Here is a 15,883-nt window from a genome sequence, read left to right on the forward strand (position 1 = left end):
AACGGTGTGGAGCGATCTTGCAAAAGACAGAACCGTAACGTACGGTACGGAAAAATTCGACCCACCCATGGACCGGATGGAAGCAGCAAGGTGCAGCAGGCCGAAAACAGCGAAGGCAACCAGGCCCTGACCCCGCGCCAGCGGGCGGTGCTCGACGCGGCGCTGCGCCTGCTGGTCGAGGAGGGCGATCACCTGACCATGAACGCGGTCGCGCGCCGGGCCAGTTGTTCCAAGGAAACGCTGTACAAATGGTTCGGCGACCGTGACGGCCTGCTGACGGCGACCGTTCGCTGGCAGGCGTCGAAGGTGCGGGTGGTGCCGGTCGATCCCGGCAATGTCGATCTCGTCTCGCTGACCGAGAGCCTGGAGGGCTATGCCCGCGACTGGCTGAAGGTCATCGCCAGCGACACCTCGATTGCCCTGAACCGCGTTGCCGTCAGCCATGCGGGGTCGGGCAAGGACGGCCTTGGAGCGATGGTGCTGGAGAATGGCCGTTTCGCGCTGGCCACACGCCTGAAGCCGGTGCTCGACGCCGGCAAGCGGGCGGGGTATCTCGCCTTCGAGGATGCCGAAACAGCGTTCCGTACGTTTTTCGGTCTGGTCGGACGCGACGTCCAGATCAGGCTGCTGCTCGGCGATTGGCCGGGCCTGACGGAAGCGGCCATCGCCGAAGACGCCGCGCGCGCCACACGACAGTTTCTCACCCTCTACGGGGTAAGGAAAGAACCATAGAACCACGATTTTCAAGCACGGGAAGGAACCCAACATGCGTGTCTATTACGATCGCGACGCCGATCTCAATCTCATCAAGGGCAAGAAGGTCGCCATCATCGGCTATGGCAGCCAGGGCCGGGCGCATGCGCTCAACCTGAAGGATTCGGGCGCCAAGGAAATCGCCGTCGGCCTCAAAGCCGGCTCGGCGACCGCCAAGAAGGTCGAGGCCGACGGCCTCAAGGTCATGACCGTCGCGGAAGCCGCGAGGTGGGCCGACCTGATGATGATGGCGACTCCCGACGAACTGCAGGCTGACATCTACAAGAACGAGATCGCCCCCAATATCCGCGACGGTGCGGCCATCGCCTTCGCGCACGGCCTCAACGTCCATTTCGGCCTGATCGAGCCGAAGGACACGATCGACGTCGTCATGATCGCGCCGAAGGGCCCCGGCCACACGGTGCGCGGCGAGTACCAGAAGGGCGGCGGCGTGCCGTGCCTGGTTGCCGTCCATCACGACGCGTCGGGCAACGCGCACGACCTGGCGCTGTCCTATGCCTGCGGCGTCGGCGGCGGCCGCTCGGGCGTCATCGAGACCAACTTCAAGGAAGAATGCGAGACTGACCTGTTCGGCGAGCAGGTGGTGCTGTGCGGCGGCCTGGTCGAACTGATCCGCGCCGGCTTCGAGACGCTGGTGGAAGCCGGCTACGCGCCGGAAATGGCCTATTTCGAGTGCCTGCACGAAGTGAAGCTGATCGTCGACCTCATCTACGAGGGCGGCATCGCCAACATGAACTACTCGATCTCCAACACGGCCGAGTGGGGCGAGTACGTCTCCGGTCCGCGCATCATCACCGAGGATACCAAGGCCGAGATGAAGCGCGTGCTGAAGGACATCCAGACCGGCAAGTTCACCTCGGAATGGATGCAGGAGTACCGCTCGGGCGCCGCTCGCTTCAAGGGTATCCGCCGCAACAACGACAGCCACCAGATCGAGGAAGTCGGCGCCAAGCTGCGCGCCATGATGCCCTGGATCGCCAAGAACAAGCTGGTCGACAAGGCCAAGAACTGATTTTTCGGCAAAGCCTTTCGGTTTTGCAGGATTGGCTCAACGGAAAGCCGGCGGGAATCTCCCGCCGGCTTTTTGCGCCTTTGTTCCGTAACGGCACGCCTGTGTTGGCATGAATCTCGCTTGGTCAGCCTTGTCGAAGCGGAGACAAGGACATGCTCGCCAGGATCGATCGATGGGAAGAACGCCGTGCCGAACCAAGGCGACGGGCGTTGAAGGGGGCGACGGTACGCTTCAACAACGGATATGGCGCGCTGGAATGCGTATTGCGCAACGAGTCGCCGACGGGGGCGCTTCTGGTCTTTGGCGAAGCGACCGCCGTTCCGACGATGTTCGAACTGCATGTCGCGGGACAAGCTGCCCCGCGCCATGCGCGCGTCCGCTGGCGAACGACGACCTCGCTGGGGGTGGAACTGGGCTGAAAAAAGACCGGCGCCACAGTTGGGCGCCGGCCTGTTCATGCTTCGTAACGGATCACCGGTAGGGCGAGATGCACTGCCGGCGCGGCCCGTTATAGGGCTGGTAGGTGTTGTCCGACGCGCGATACGAGCGGTAGCGGTTGTAGCACCAGCGTATATGCGCGTTGCTGCCGCGATAGACGCGATAGGTACGGCGCGGTGCGTAGTAGTCATAGGCCGGTCCGAAGCCCAAGGCGCCCAGCCCGAAATAAATGCCCGAGCCACCGTAGTAGCGCCGGTAGTGACGATGCCTGCGCCAGTCGTCGCGGTAGTGGTGGCGCCAGCTGTTGCGACGCCAGCGCTCGCCCCGCCAATGATGCCGGCGCTTCCAGTAGTTGGCGCCTTCCCGTTGCTGGTTGCCCGCCCATTCCGCGCGTGCGGGAATGATCTCGGGCGCAGCGATGATCGAAGGGGACGAGGGGGTGGGCAGCAGCAGGGGGGCTGCAAGAGCCGCCGTCGACAGGCCTGACACCATGCCAAGCGCGACAAGGCTCGCTTTGATGGAAGGGGAAAGGAGTTTCATCTTCGTTCTCCAGTCATTTCCCGCCCGCCCGGAACCGGGAATAAACTGCATGGTCGCATTCCCAGCCTGAACGCGGAATGAACGGGAAAGTTCCGGGCCGCGCGGCTCGGCACGGGCCTTTCGACCCTTGTTTTCGTCGCCGCTTCCGGGCAAATCTCATGGCCATGTCGCTGCGCCTTGCCACGTTCAATGTCGAGAACCTGATGAACAGGTTCGATTTTTCCGGCTATCGCAACCAGCTCAACCAGGACCGTACCCTGGCGCTGTTCGAGATCAGGAGCGAGGCCGAATACCGCGCCTTGGAGCAGGCGCGCGCGATCGCCTATTCCGACGACACCCGGCAGTTGACGGCGCTCGCCATCGCCGCGACCCGCGCCGACATCCTGTGCCTGCAGGAGGTGGACAACATCGAGGCGCTGAAGGCGTTCGAATACGGCTACCTGTTCAAGATGGTGGGGCAGGGCTACCGCCAGAAATACACGACCTCCGGCAACGATTCGCGCGGCATCGACGTGGCGCTGATGATGCGCGACGAGACGCTCGACGGCCAGCCGATCGAGTTCGTGCGCATGACCAGCCATGCGCACCTGACCTACGAGGAACTCGGCCTGCATACGCCGGAACTGGCCGCGCTCGGCGAAGCGTCGCACGAGCGGATTTTCCGGCGTGACTGCCTGGAGATCGACCTGCGCATCGCCGGCCAGCCGATGACGCTCTATCTGGTGCATTTCAAGTCGATGGGGCCGCCACGAAACGGGCTGGACGGGCGTGCGGCCACCATGCCGATCCGGATGGCGGAAGCGAAGGCCGTGCGCCGCATCATCGAGGAGCGTTTCGGGCGCGAACATGCCGCCAACAAGAACTGGGCGATCTGCGGCGACATGAACGACTATCGCCAGCGCATAAGAATCGATGGCGATGCCCATTCCGGCTATCGCTTCGATGTCGCGAACGAGCCGGTGTCGTGCCTCGATGTCCTGCTCGAGGGAGACTTCTGCCAGAACGTGGTGGAGCGGCGGCCGGAAATGGAACGCTGGACGCTCTACCACACGCGCGGACCGCAGGAACGGCACCTGTGCCAGTTGGACTATATTCTGCTATCCAGGCGCATGGCTTCCCACAATGCGACCGCAGTTCCCGATATCATCCGCAACGGCCAACCCTGGCGCACCGTTTTTCCTCCTGGCCAGGAGGTGGAACGTTTCCCGCGCGCCGGCTGGGACCGGCCAAAGGCTTCCGACCATTGCCCGGTGGCCGTCACGCTCGATCTTGTCTGAATCTCTTTTCCGGATGCTGCCATGAGTTTTGACCTGCCGCGCAATAGAGTCCTCCCCGTCGACGTCGTCGACGTCCGGCTGGATTCCTCCCCGCATCCGCTCGAACGGGACAATCTCCAGGCGATCGACGAGAACTGGCGCTACGAGACCACCATAAACCCGCACATCTTCGATGGGCGCGTGGCCCTGCTCTCCGAGCTTTCCTATGCCGACAGCCGCCTTGCCGGTCGCTGCCACATCGTGCGCTACGCCACCTTCATGTACTGGCGCCGGCACCGCCAGACGCCGGGCGCCGGCCATGCCTTTGCCCACGCCATGCTGGTGTCGAGCGACAATGCGCTGGTGGCGATCCGCATGGGCATGCATACGGTCAATGCCGGCCGGGTCTATTTTGCCGCCGGGTCGTTCGAACTGGAGGATTTCCGCAACGGCCAGGTTGACGTCGACTTCAACATGCATCGCGAGGTCAAGGAGGAAACCGGCATCGACATCCACCAGGCCTCGCCCGCCCGGCGCTACTACCTGTTGTCGACCGACAGCGGGACAGTGATCTTCCGCCGCTACCGCATGCCGATGACGGCAAACGCCATGGTCGCGGCCATCAATGCCCATGTGGCGGCGCAAACCAGTCCCGAGATCGCCGCGCCGGTCGTCATCCACAGCGCGGGTGACCTGCCGGACGACCTCGCCTCACACATGCCGCCGCTGATCGAATGGCATTTCGCCAACGCCTGAGAACGGCCCTCATTCGTGACGCAAGGCGTCGATCGGATCGAGCCTGGCGCCCCGCAGTGCCGGGAAAAAGCCGAACACCATGCCGATCAGCGCCGAGAAGCCGACCGCGAGCAGCACCGTCGGCACGCTCGGACTGAACGGGATCGCCAGCGTAAGCGAGGCGATGCCGGCCAGTGACAGGCCGAGCAGGACGCCGATGATGCCGCCCATCAGCGAAAGCACCGTCGCCTCGACCAGGAACTGGATCAGGATGTGCCGCTCATGCGCGCCGATGGCGAGCCTGATCCCGATCTCTCGCGTGCGCTCCGTCACCGATACCAGCATGATGTTCATGATGCCGATGCCGCCGACCAGCAGGCTGACGCCGGCCACCGCACCCAGCATGCCGGTCATGGTCGTGGTGGCGGCGGCCATGGTGTCGGCGATCTGCGTCATGTCGCGGATGGAAAAATTGTTTTCCTGGTCCGGCGGAATGCGCCGGGTATCGCGCAGGATGTCTTCCGCGCGCGTCAACAAAACGCTGGTCGGGGTGGCGTCGTCGGCCGCAATGTAGATCGAATTGATGTCGCGGCTGCCGGCGACCCGCCGCTGGAACGCGGCAAGCGGCATCAGCACGACATTGTCCTGATCCTGCCCGAAGCCGGTAAAGCCTTTCGGCTCCAGAAGGCCGATGATCTTGCAGGAGGTGCGGTTGACGCGGATGACCTGGCCTTCCGGATCGCCGGCGCCGAAGAACTGCTGGCGCACCGTCTCGCCGATCAGGCACACGCCCGCGCCGCCGCGCGTTTCGGAATCCGAGAAGGCGCGCCCGGAAGCCAGTGTCCAGTCGCGCGCGATCAGGTAGGCGCTGTCGGTGCCGGTCACGCCGCTGGTCAGGTTCTGCGTGCCGAAGATGACGCGGACCTGCTTTTGCGAGGCGGGCGCGATGGCGCGCGCGCCGGTAAGATGCGCCGTCAGCGCCGCGACATCCTTGTCGTTGAGCGGACGAACGGTGGTGTCGTTCGCTCCGGGGCCGCCCGGCCGGCCGGAATAGACGACGAGCAGGTTCGAGCCGAGTTTGGAAATGTCGGCCTTGACCTTCTCGGTCGTGCCGTTGCCGATGGTCAGCATGGCGATCACCGCTGCGACGCCGATGACGATGCCGAGCAGCGTCAGGAACGAGCGCAACGCATTGCGCTTGACCGAAAAAAGCGCGAGGCGGACGGTTTCCCAGATCATTGCGCGGCCTCCAGCGAAACGGTGTCCAAGGCGACCTTGCCGTCGAGGAAATGGATGGTGCGCTGGGCGTAGGCGGCGATGTCGGCCTCGTGCGTGACCATGACGATGGTGAGGCCGGATCGGGAATTGAGCTGCGTCAAAAGTTCCATGATCTCGTGGCTGCGCGCCGTATCGAGGTTTCCGGTCGGCTCGTCGGCAACGAGAAGGGTGGGGCGCGTGACGATGGCGCGGGCGATGGCTACCCGCTGCTGCTGGCCGCCCGAAAGTTCGGCCGGCGTGTGGTGCTCGCGCCCGGCGAGGCCGACCGCTTCCAGCGCCTGCATGGAGAGCGCGCGCCGCTCCGCCTTCGCCACGCCGCGATAGATGAGCGGCAGTTCCACGTTCTCGGCCGCCGTGGTGCGCGGCAGGAGGTTGTAGCCCTGGAAGACGAAGCCGATGTAGAGATTGCGCAAGGTGGCGCGGCGCGCCCGGTCGAGCCGGCCGGCATCCACGCCCATGAACGAATAGGTGCCGGCGCTCGGCGTGTCGAGGCAACCGATGATGTTCATCGACGTCGACTTCCCCGAGCCGGACGGTCCCATGATGGCGACGAACTCTCCCTGCCGGATGGCGACATCGACGCCGGCCAGCGCGTTCACGCGCGCCTCGCCCTCGCCATAGGTCTTCCACACCTTGTCGAAGGAGATGAGCAGGGGGCGAGCCATCGCCTCAGCCCCGCTGCTGCGATGCCGTGATGACGGGGTCGCCTTCGGCGATGCCGGAAAGAACCTCGGTCAGTTCGCCGTTGGTCGAGCCGACCTTGACGTTCACGGCCTCGGGGCGCCCGTTCGTCAGTACGTAGAGGGTGCGCGATCCGTCGGCCGGTACGGCGGCCTGCTGCGGCCGGTTGCCGCCCCGGCGGCCGCCCATGCGCCCGGTAAACAGGCTGGTGAGGCTCCAGCCGCTGTCGCGAGCGGCGGGCGTCGGCCGGTAGCGGAACGCCGTCGAGGGCACGGTGAGCACATCCTTCGCCTGCCGGGTGACGACCGAGACCGTGGCCGTCATGCCGGGCCGCAGCAGGAGCTCGTCATTGGCCACTTCCAGCCGGGCGTCGTAGGTGACCACGCCGTCGGTGGTCACCGAGGCGAAGGAGATGTCGCGGATTTCGGCGTCGAACGGCCGATCGGGAAAGGCATCGACGGTAAAGCGCGCCTTCTGGCCGATCCTGACCGTGCCGATGTCGGCCTCGTCGATGGCCGCCTTGAGTTCCATGCGCTTGAGGTCGGCGGCGATGACGAACAGCACCGGCGCCTGCAGCGAGGAAGCGACGGTCTGGCCGGGGTCGACCGAGCGCGTCAGCACGATGCCGTCGATGGGCGCGTAGATGGTGCTCTTGTCGAGGTCCGATTGCTGCAACTTGAGATCGGCGTTGGCGATGGCGAGATTGGCCTCGGCGCTGTCCAGCGCTGCCTTGGCGCGGTCGCGCGTGGCCGTCGCCGCTTCCAGCGCCTGGCTGGTCGACTGGCCGCGCCGCGTCAGTTCGGCAGTGCGCGCCAGTGCCTGCTCGTTCTCCTTCAGGGTCACCCGTGCGGTTTCCACATTGGCCTCGGCCGCCTTGGACGAAGCCCGCGCGCGTTCGATCTGCGCTTCCAGCCGCGAGGTGTCGAGCGCGGCCAGCACGTCGCCCTTCTTCACCTGCTGGTTCTCATTGACCGCGACCGTGCGGATGATGCCGGAAAGTTCGCTGGAGATGTCGACCTGGGTCAGCGGCTGCAATGTGCCGGTCGCCGATACCTGGACGGTAAGATCGGCCTTTGCCGCCGGAACGGTGGTATAATCGATCGTGACCGCGCGGCTGCCATACGCTTGGTAGGCGGCGATCGCGGCGACAGCGACGAGGAGGACCGCCAGGGCATAGAGCCAGCCGCGCCTGCGCCGGGTTCTCGCACCCTTTTTGTCGAGGTCGAGAGCCTTCTCGATAGCGGAAGCGGATTCCGCTTCTGATGGATTGACAAGCTGGTCCACGGCGGACCCCTATTGCTGGCTGTGATGTCCCTAAGGTTGCACACATCGGGCCTTGCGACCCGGAACTCAAATTAAATTTCGCTCATCTTGGGCAACGGAGGAGGAGTTTGTCGATGGCTGGTAGGAAATATCTCCTCTATGACGTGTTCACCGACAGGCCGCTGGCGGGCAACCAACTCGCCATCGTGGTGGACGGCGAGGGGCTCGACGACGCTGCCATGCAGGCGATCGCGCGCGAGTTCAACCTGTCGGAAACCGTGTTCGTGCTGCCACCGCAGAATGTCCGCCACCGCGCCCGTATCCGCATCTTCACGCCGCAGCATGAGTTGCCGTTCGCCGGCCACCCGACCGTCGGGTCGGCGGTGGCGCTGTCGCAGATGGCCGAAGGCAATGGCGCCGCGGGTATCTTCGTGCTGGAGGAAAACATCGGGGCGGTCCGCTGCGCGGTGAAAAGCAACGGTGCTGCCTCTTTCGGCGAGTTCGACCTGCCGAAGCTTCCCGAGCCGCTGCCGCTGCCGGCCAACGCCGAATCGCTCGGGGCGGCCCTTGGCCTCGATCCGCACGAAATCGGCTTTGAGAATCACCGGGTCTCGTTCTGGTCGGCGGGCGTACCCTATGTGACCATACCGGTCGCCAACCTGAAGGCCGCCGCAAAGATCAGCCTCGACAGCAGGGCCTGGGCCGAAGCCATGCCGGCAAGGGACGGCGCGTGGCATGCGGCGCCTTATGTCTATTGCCGCGAGACGATCCATCACGACAGCGCCTTCCATGTCCGCATGGTGGTGCCGGGCTCGCCATCCTACGAGGACCCGGCCACCGGCTCGGCGGCCGCGGCATTCGCGGGCGCGATCATGCATTTCGACAGGCCGGGCGACGGCGTCGCGCGCTTCTGGCTGGAGCAGGGATTGGAAATGGGACGGCCGTCACGCATTCGCCTGGAACTCGACGTAGAGCGGGGCGCATTGGCATCGGCCCGCATCGGCGGCCATGCCGTGAAGATCGCGGAAGGCGTGCTTCTGGCGTAGCCAAGGCCGCAAACGTGCCGTATTTGTTGCCAACATGGGGTGACGCGTGTCGTCGCCTGAACGCTCGCATTTGCTCGAACGCCGGAGGCCACCATGACGTCCAAGATCCTTTCGCAAGCGGTGGCGGCCTCGCGCGCAGCGGGCCTGGCCTTGCTGCTGGCCGGCGCAACCGCCGTCATCCCTTCCTATGCCGCGCCGGTGCCCGGCCATGGCCCTGAATCGGTGGCCGACCTGGCACAGGGCCTGCTCGGCGCCGTGGTCAACATCTCGACGTCGCAGACGGTGAAGGGCACGGAAGGCCCAGGCGCCGTGCCGATGCCGCAACTGCCGGAAGGCTCGCCCTTCCAGGATTTCTTCGACGACTTCTTCAAGAACCGCGACGGCGACAAGGGTGGCGGCTCGCAGAAGGTGCAGTCGCTCGGCTCCGGCTTCGTCATCGACGCCGAGAAAGGCATCATTGTCACCAACAACCACGTCATCGCCGACGCCGACGACATCGAGGTCAATTTTTCCGATGGCATCACGCTGAAGGCGACGCTGGTCGGCACCGATACCAAGACCGACATCGCCGTGCTCAAGGTCGATCCCAAGGGGCACAAGCTGACGGCGGTGAAGTTCGGCGATTCCAACAAGATGCGCATCGGCGACTGGGTCATGGCCGTGGGCAACCCGTTCGGCCTCGGCGGTTCGGTGACGCTGGGCATCGTCTCGGCCCGCAACCGCGACATCAATTCCGGTCCCTATGACGACTTCATCCAGACGGACGCGGCCATCAACCGCGGCAATTCGGGCGGTCCGCTGTTCAACATGGAAGGCGAGGTCATCGGCATCAACACCGCCATCATCTCGCCCTCGGGTGGATCGATCGGCATCGGCTTTTCCATTCCCTCGCAACTGGCGGCGGGCGTGGTCGACCAGCTCACCCAATATGGCGAGACGCGCCGCGGCTGGCTCGGCGTGCGCATCCAGCCGGTGACGGACGACATCGCCGAAAGCCTCGACATGGCCACCGCCAAGGGCGCGCTGGTGGCCGGCATCATGAAGGGCGGGCCGGTCGACAACGGCTCGATCCAGCCGGGCGACGTCATCATCAAGTTCGACGGCAAGGACATCCGCGAGATGCGCGACTTGCCGCGCATCGTGGCCGAGAGCCCGGTGGGCAAGGCAGTCGATGTCCTGATCGTGCGCAAGGGCAAGGAGCAGACGGTCAAGGTCACGCTGGGCCGGCTCGAGGACAACGACAAGGCCGCCGCCACCGAAGAGGGCAGTGGCGACGAAGGCGGCCAGAACGGCGGCGAGAATGCGCCGATCGCCACCGCCTCGGTGCTGGGCATGACGGTCGGGGAACTGAACGACGAGGCGCGCACCAAGTTCGGGATCGCGCCCGACATCAGCGGTGTCGTGGTGACGGACGTGGCCAAGGATTCGGCCGCTGCCGAGCGCGGCATCCAGCCCGGCGACGTCATCACCGAGATCGCCCAGGAATCGGTGTCGACGCCCAAGGACGTCATGGACCGGATCGGCGCGCTGAAGGAGCAGGGCCGCAAGAACGCGCTCCTGATGCTGGCGTCGAAAACCGGCGAACTGCGCTTCGTGACGATCCGGATGGATTGAGGCCGGATGGATTGAGACAAGAGGGCGAGGGCAGGACTGCCCTACGCCTTCCAGTCGGCGCGCTTCAGCCGGTAGAACGCATGCCGCTTCAGGTGAGGGTGGCTGTCGGGCACGCTCGGGTGGTCGAAATCGAGCGCCGGCTCCGCGCGCATGCCGAGCCGCTCCATGACCGCCGTCGAACGATGGTTCGCCTTGACGGCGAACGAGACGATTTCCTCGAGCCCAAGTGTGTCGAAGCCGAAACCGAGCCAGGCCCGGGCGGCCTCGGTGGCGATACCGCGACCCCAGAATTCCGGTGCCAGGCGCCATCCGATCTCGACCATCCCCTCCGGCAGCGAAGGAATGTGACCGGTCCCGGTAATGCCGGCGAAGCCCGCGCATTCGCCGGTCTCCGCGATTTCGACGGCGGCGAAGCCGTAGCCGTCGCGGTCGATGAGGGCCTGCAATTCGTCCATCTTGGCGTCGGATTGGGCGCGGTCGCGGCGAAACGGGAAGAACTCCATCACCTGCTCGTCGGAATTGATGCGATGAAACAGGGCGCGGTCGCCCTCCCGCCAGTCGCGCAGGATCAGCCGTGCGGTGCGGATCGGTGTCATGCGGCAAACTCCTTTCGCATATAGCCTTGCAGGTAGAGCAGGGCGGTGAGGTCGCCATGGTCGATGCGGATCCCGGCGGCCGCGGCCACGGCCGGCTTGGCATGCAGCGCGACGCCGCTGCCGGCCAACCGGATCATGTCGAGGTCGTTGGCGCCGTCCCCGACCGCGATCGCGTCGGCGGGCGTGAGACCGAGGCGGGCGGAAATTTCCATGAGCGCCTCGGCCTTCGCCTCGCGGCCGAGAATGGGCTCCGCCACTTCGCCGGTCAGCCGGCCATCCCGCTCGATCAGGCGGTTGGCGCGGTTTTCGTCGAAGCCGAGCTTCGCCGCGACAAGGCTGGTGAAAACGTCGAAGCCGCCGGAAACCAGCGCCGTCCAGGCGCCGTTGGCGCGCATGGTCGCGACCAGTTCGCGCCCGCCGGAGGCGAGCGTCAGGCGGGTCTCCACGATGCGCCCGATCACGGCCGTGTCCAGGCCCCTCAGCAGGGCGACGCGCTCGCGCAGGGCGGGTTCGAACGCGATCTCGCCGTTCATCGAGCGGGCGGTGATCGCCGCGACATGGGCTTTCAGGCCGACCTCGTCGGCCAGTTCATCGATGCATTCCTGGTCGATCATGGTCGAATCCATGTCGGCGATCAGGATTTTCTTGCGCCGACCGGCCTGCTCCTGGACGGCCACGTCGATCGGCTGTCCGTCCAGCGCGGTGCGCAGGACCGAAAGGGCTTCCGTCTGCGTCAGGCCGTCCGGCAAGGCGATGTCGCAGGCGATACCGTCAGCCAGCCAGCGAACTTCGCTTGCGCTTGCCGCCTTTGCCGCCATATTCGCAAGCGCCGGCGACAGGGCGCGGCCGGCGGGATTGGAAACGAGCGTGGCAATAAGCGGCATGGCAGGTTCCGGAGAAAAGGCAGGCGATCGTCGCGTGAAGAACGCGTTCCTGATAGCCGGGCCGACCGCCAGCGGCAAGTCGGCTCTGGCCCTGGATCTGGCAGAGCGCACGGGTGGCGTCATCGTCAACGCCGATTCCATGCAGGTCTATTCCGTCCTCGACAGGTTGACGGCACGGCCGCGCCCTGCCGACCTCGCGCGCGCCCCGCATGCCCTTTACGGGCACGTGCAGCCGTCGGCGGCGTATTCGACCGGGGCGTGGCTGCGCGATGTCGCCGGGCTGGTCGAAGACGGCGCGCTTGCCGGCCGGCCGGCCATTTTCGTCGGCGGCACCGGCCTCTATTTCCGCGCGCTGGTCGACGGCATATCCGACATGCCCGCTATCCCGGATACGGTTCGCGAGCATTGGCGCGGAGCGTTGCACGCACAAGGAGCCGCCGGCCTGCACCGCATCCTTGGGGAAAGGGACGCGGGGGCGGCGGCGGGGCTGAGGGCGACGGACGGCCAGCGCATCGTGCGGGCGCTGGAAGTGCTGGACGCCTCTGGGCGCTCCATCCTCGAATGGCAGGCCGAGCGCGGACAGCCGCTGGTCGACAGTGAGAACGCGCGGTTCTTTGTGGTCGATCCAGATCGCGCAACGCTCGTCCGCCATATCGACCGGCGTTTCGACACCATGGTCGAGGAGAGGGCGCTGGAGGAGGTCAAGGCGCTTTGCGCGCTCGAACTCGACCCGACGCTGCCGGCCATGAAGGCGATCGGGGTGCGCGAACTGGCGGCGTTCCTGCGCGGTGAAACAACGATCGAGGAAGCGATCGACCGTGCCAAGATCGCCACGAGGCAATATGCCAAGCGGCAGGCGACCTGGTTCCGGCATCAGCTTGACGCGCGCTGGAAGCGCTTGCACGGAACCGGGCCGTTCCGGATTGAGCAGGCTGCTATTGACCAGTGACGTGCAGATGCATATGCACACGTTCTCGTTGTAAAAATTAACCCTCCATAAGCCGCCGCATGGCATAAGCCCATAAGCGTTCGGGCTGGGAGAGAACATGCGTTTCCACAAGGCGGAATCGGCATTTTTCGTCTTTATCTTCGTGATCCTCACTGCGGGTCTGGTGACGCTGCACGCCTATGATTTTTTGCATGCAGCGGTCGACCAGGTCCGCAATCCCGAGGTTCTCGAGCGAGTCGCCTACCTTACCAGGCTCCTGTTCCTCACCGGCGTGCTGCTGGCGACCGCGCTGTTTTTCGGCGTCTTTTTCATCTACCCGCTCATCCGCGAGCAGGTGAAGGAAGAGGGAAAGCTGCGCGCCATGACGGTCTCGCTGAGTGCCCGTTCCGAGACGTTCGAGCATGCGGCGCTGACGGATGCCCTGACGGGAATGCAGAACCGGCGCTATTTCGACGACGCGCTCCGGGAATATCTCGTCGAGTTCCGGCGGGTGCGCAGGCCGATCGGCCTGATGATCCTCGACCTCGACCATTTCAAGCAGGTGAACGATACCCATGGCCACGACGTCGGTGACGAAGTGCTTCGGGCCGTCGCCAGCTGCCTGAAGGACATGACGCGGCATCATGACGTGGTTGCCCGCCTTGGCGGCGAGGAATTTGCCGTGGTCACGCCGAACATGGACGACGAGCTTCTGGCTCGTTTTGCCGAGCGCATCCGCAAGGCGATCGCGGCCATGGCGATCCAGTCGGGCAATGTCCGGCTCAAGGTCACCGCCAGCGTCGGCCTTGCCATGTGGGACCGCAAGGAAACCGCCGAGGAATTCTATCGGCGGGCCGACCGGCAGCTTTACGAAGCCAAGAAACTCGGCCGCAACCGCGTCTGCGCGTAAAGCGCGCTAATTCCGCATCGCAACGTTTGTCGGACCGCTCAGTCGTTCTGCGGGCGCATGCCGAACGTGGTCGGCTTCAACCCATAGCGCAGGTCGAAATCGTCGTTGGGCTGGATGCGCGGTGCAGGAGCCTTGGCGTAGCCGGGATCGCCCGCCTGGCGGATCGGATCGACAGCCTGCACGAAGCCCATCTGCGCCTGTGGCTTGGCAACGTCCCGCAAACGCTCGACCAGCGCAAAAAGATCGACGTCCTCGCCATCGCGGGAGGGGTCGGCGGCGCTGTCCTTGGCCGTGCCGGGCAGGAGCGCCGGATCGATCTTCTCGAACTTGAGGCGCATGGTCGTCGCCACGCCTTCGCCGAAGGCGATGGCCTCGCGCTGCCCCATGGAGGAAAGGAACGCCAGCGTCGAGGCGGAGGAATCGGCAATGGCCGAACGGATGATCGCCTGGTCCTGCTCGTTGGCAAGCCGCATGGCGAAGAACGTCGAGCACTGCGACAGGATGGTCGGGTCGAGTTCGCCGGGGCGCTGCGTGACGATGCCGAGATAGCAGCCGTATTTCCGGCCTTCCTTGGCGATGCGCGACAGCGCATGCCTGGTCGGCGCAAAGCCAAGGCGCGAGTCGGCCGGCATGTAGCGGTGCGCTTCCTCGCAAAGCAGCAGCAGGCGAAGTTTTCCTTCGCTCCACAGCGCGAGGTCGAAGGCGAGCCGTGCCAGGACCGAACAGACCGAATTGACCACCTCGGAGGGCATGCCCGCCATCTCGAAGCAGGTTACCGGCCGGCCCTGGTGCGGGACGCGGAAAATCCGGCCGATCGTCTCGTGGATCGTGTCCTCGATCAGGCGCGAATGGAACATGAAGCGGTAGCGCGGGTCGGCGGCGGCCTGCTCGATGCGCGTTCTCAGCGACTTCAGGATCGGCCGGTCGCTCTTGCTTTCCAACAGCCCGATGCGGTCGTCGATCTGCTTCAAAAGGTCGGCGATGCGGTACGGAACCGGCGTATCGGCGGTCAGCGTCTCGCCGCCGCGGCGCAGATAGGCGCCTGCGTTCGGGTTGCGGTAGAGGTTCTTGGCGACGGGAATGAGGTCGCGCAAAAGGTCGATTTCTTCCGGCACGGCCTCGCGGCCGCGAAACAGGACCTCGGAAAACTCCTCGAGCCTGAACATCCAGAAAGGCAGGTCGAGCGTCGTCGAATCGACCTTGACGCAAAGCTCCGGCATGGAGGCCGCGAACTCGTTGTGCGGGTCGAGGATCAGCACGCGCAGGTCCGGCCGTGCCGCGACCGCCTTGCGCAGCAACAGCGAGACCGCGGTCGACTTGCCGACGCCGGTGGTGCCGACCACGGCGAAATGCCGCGCAAGCGTGTCGTCGATGGCGATGTTGGCATCGATTTCCTCGTCTTGCGACAGCGAGCCGATGGTGATCGAGCGGCGGCCCGCAAGATCGTAGACCGCTTGCAGGTCGCGGCTGCGGATACGGTGGGCGAGGGCGCCGATATAAGGATAGGTGGTGATGCCGCGATCGAAGATCGGCTTGCCGCCGGGATCGCTGCTGTCGCGCACCTCGCCGACGAGTTCGACGCTGACCTCGATGGCGTTCTTGCCGTCGGTCTGCCAGGCACGATCGGTCTTGTCGACGGCATAGACCAGGCCGACGGTGCGGGTCGAGCCGAGATTGATGGAGATCATCCTGCCGACGGTCCAGCGGTTGGCGGCCGGTTGTGCCTCGCCCGCGGCGAAAGCGCTGATGATGGCCCGCGCGCCGTCGCACTGAACGACATGGCCGAGAATACGGCTGTCGGCTTGCGCCGCGTCGCGGCGCTCCTGAGACGTGACTTCCCCGCCCGAGACCTCGCGTTCGACGAACATGGATGCTTCCCGATACCCCTTGCGGCCTGATCCTACGGGGCGGCGGTTAAGGCCGGGTAT

16 protein-coding genes are annotated in these 15,883 nt (G+C 65.4%); 9 read left to right on the forward strand and 7 right to left on the reverse strand.

Annotation, left to right across the window (positions count from 1 at the left end):
* The first annotated feature begins 90 nt into the window (after positions 1–90).
* From ACFOHJ_RS17690 to ACFOHJ_RS17700, 3 genes are all read left to right on the forward strand, one after another.
* Complete coding sequence (locus ACFOHJ_RS17690; protein WP_378222824.1) at positions 91–732, forward strand: TetR/AcrR family transcriptional regulator; 642 nt, start codon at positions 91–93, stop codon at positions 730–732.
* Positions 733–766: 34 nt separating this feature from the next.
* Positions 767–1,786 (forward strand): ketol-acid reductoisomerase, encoded by a 1,020-nt coding sequence (gene ilvC, locus ACFOHJ_RS17695; protein WP_378222826.1) that lies wholly within the window; start codon positions 767–769, stop codon positions 1,784–1,786.
* A 152-nt stretch (positions 1,787–1,938) separates the two neighbouring features.
* Entirely contained in the window at positions 1,939–2,205 is a 267-nt protein-coding gene (locus tag ACFOHJ_RS17700; RefSeq protein ID WP_378222828.1) for a PilZ domain-containing protein, read from the forward strand.
* 52 nt (positions 2,206–2,257) lie between these two features.
* On the opposite strand, the gene ACFOHJ_RS17705 is transcribed toward ACFOHJ_RS17700, so the two are convergent.
* Positions 2,258–2,764, reverse strand: a complete 507-nt coding sequence (locus tag ACFOHJ_RS17705) for a BA14K family protein (protein ID WP_378222831.1) — start codon at positions 2,762–2,764, stop codon at positions 2,258–2,260.
* A 164-nt stretch (positions 2,765–2,928) separates the two neighbouring features.
* Here ACFOHJ_RS17705 and ACFOHJ_RS17710 point away from each other — a divergent pair, with 164 nt between their 5' ends.
* Entirely contained in the window at positions 2,929–4,041 is a 1,113-nt protein-coding gene (locus tag ACFOHJ_RS17710; protein ID WP_378223052.1) for an endonuclease/exonuclease/phosphatase family protein, read from the forward strand.
* A gap of 21 nt (positions 4,042–4,062) precedes the next feature.
* On the forward strand, positions 4,063–4,776 hold the full coding sequence (locus ACFOHJ_RS17715) for a hypothetical protein (protein WP_378222834.1): 714 nt from the start codon (positions 4,063–4,065) through the stop codon (positions 4,774–4,776).
* A gap of 9 nt (positions 4,777–4,785) precedes the next feature.
* Here the strand turns inward: ACFOHJ_RS17715 and ACFOHJ_RS17720 are convergent, their stop codons facing one another.
* The 3 genes from ACFOHJ_RS17720 to ACFOHJ_RS17730 are packed head-to-tail and all read right to left on the reverse strand — an operon-like array spanning position 4,786 to position 7,998.
* Positions 4,786–5,994 carry an ABC transporter permease gene (locus tag ACFOHJ_RS17720; RefSeq protein WP_378222835.1) on the reverse strand — a complete coding sequence of 403 codons (1,209 nt, stop codon included), beginning with the start codon at positions 5,992–5,994 and terminating at the stop codon, positions 4,786–4,788.
* A complete protein-coding gene (locus tag ACFOHJ_RS17725) occupies positions 5,991–6,698 on the reverse strand; it encodes an ABC transporter ATP-binding protein (RefSeq protein WP_378222838.1) in 708 nt (235 codons plus the stop codon). The genes ACFOHJ_RS17720 and ACFOHJ_RS17725 overlap by 4 nt, the downstream gene beginning before the upstream one ends.
* Positions 6,699–6,702: 4 nt before the next feature.
* Positions 6,703–7,998 carry an efflux RND transporter periplasmic adaptor subunit gene (locus tag ACFOHJ_RS17730; RefSeq protein ID WP_378222840.1) on the reverse strand — a complete coding sequence of 432 codons (1,296 nt, stop codon included), beginning with the start codon at positions 7,996–7,998 and terminating at the stop codon, positions 6,703–6,705.
* Positions 7,999–8,111: 113 nt separating this feature from the next.
* Here ACFOHJ_RS17730 and ACFOHJ_RS17735 point away from each other — a divergent pair, with 113 nt between their 5' ends.
* Positions 8,112–9,023 carry a PhzF family phenazine biosynthesis protein gene (locus tag ACFOHJ_RS17735; protein WP_378222842.1) on the forward strand — a complete coding sequence of 304 codons (912 nt, stop codon included), beginning with the start codon at positions 8,112–8,114 and terminating at the stop codon, positions 9,021–9,023.
* A gap of 93 nt (positions 9,024–9,116) precedes the next feature.
* On the forward strand, positions 9,117–10,637 hold the full coding sequence (locus ACFOHJ_RS17740) for a DegQ family serine endoprotease (RefSeq protein WP_378222845.1): 1,521 nt from the start codon (positions 9,117–9,119) through the stop codon (positions 10,635–10,637).
* Between the two features lie 41 nt (positions 10,638–10,678).
* On the opposite strand, the gene ACFOHJ_RS17745 is transcribed toward ACFOHJ_RS17740, so the two are convergent.
* Positions 10,679–11,233, reverse strand: coding sequence for a GNAT family N-acetyltransferase (locus ACFOHJ_RS17745; protein WP_378222847.1), 555 nt, complete (start codon positions 11,231–11,233; stop codon positions 10,679–10,681).
* Entirely contained in the window at positions 11,230–12,117 is an 888-nt protein-coding gene (serB, locus tag ACFOHJ_RS17750; protein ID WP_378222849.1) for a phosphoserine phosphatase SerB, read from the reverse strand. Before serB ends, ACFOHJ_RS17745 begins: the two co-directional genes overlap by 4 nt.
* Between serB and miaA the strand changes: the two genes are divergently transcribed.
* Together miaA and ACFOHJ_RS17760 are read left to right on the forward strand one after the other, a co-directional pair.
* A complete protein-coding gene (gene miaA / locus ACFOHJ_RS17755) occupies positions 12,107–13,066 on the forward strand; it encodes a tRNA (adenosine(37)-N6)-dimethylallyltransferase MiaA (RefSeq protein ID WP_378223054.1) in 960 nt (319 codons plus the stop codon). The genes serB and miaA overlap by 11 nt on opposite strands.
* Before the next feature lie 97 nt (positions 13,067–13,163).
* A complete protein-coding gene (locus tag ACFOHJ_RS17760; RefSeq protein WP_378222852.1) occupies positions 13,164–13,955 on the forward strand; it encodes a GGDEF domain-containing protein in 792 nt (263 codons plus the stop codon).
* Between the two features lie 38 nt (positions 13,956–13,993).
* Here ACFOHJ_RS17760 and ACFOHJ_RS17765 read toward each other — a convergent pair whose 3' ends face one another.
* Positions 13,994–15,823: an ATP-binding protein gene (locus ACFOHJ_RS17765; protein WP_378222855.1), complete on the reverse strand. Its 1,830-nt coding sequence runs from the start codon at positions 15,821–15,823 to the stop codon at positions 13,994–13,996.
* Positions 15,824–15,883: the final 60 nt, after the last annotated feature.

The sequence above is a fragment of the Aquamicrobium soli genome (assembly GCF_042646345.1).
Lineage (GTDB): Bacteria > Pseudomonadota > Alphaproteobacteria > Rhizobiales > Rhizobiaceae > Mesorhizobium > Mesorhizobium soli_A.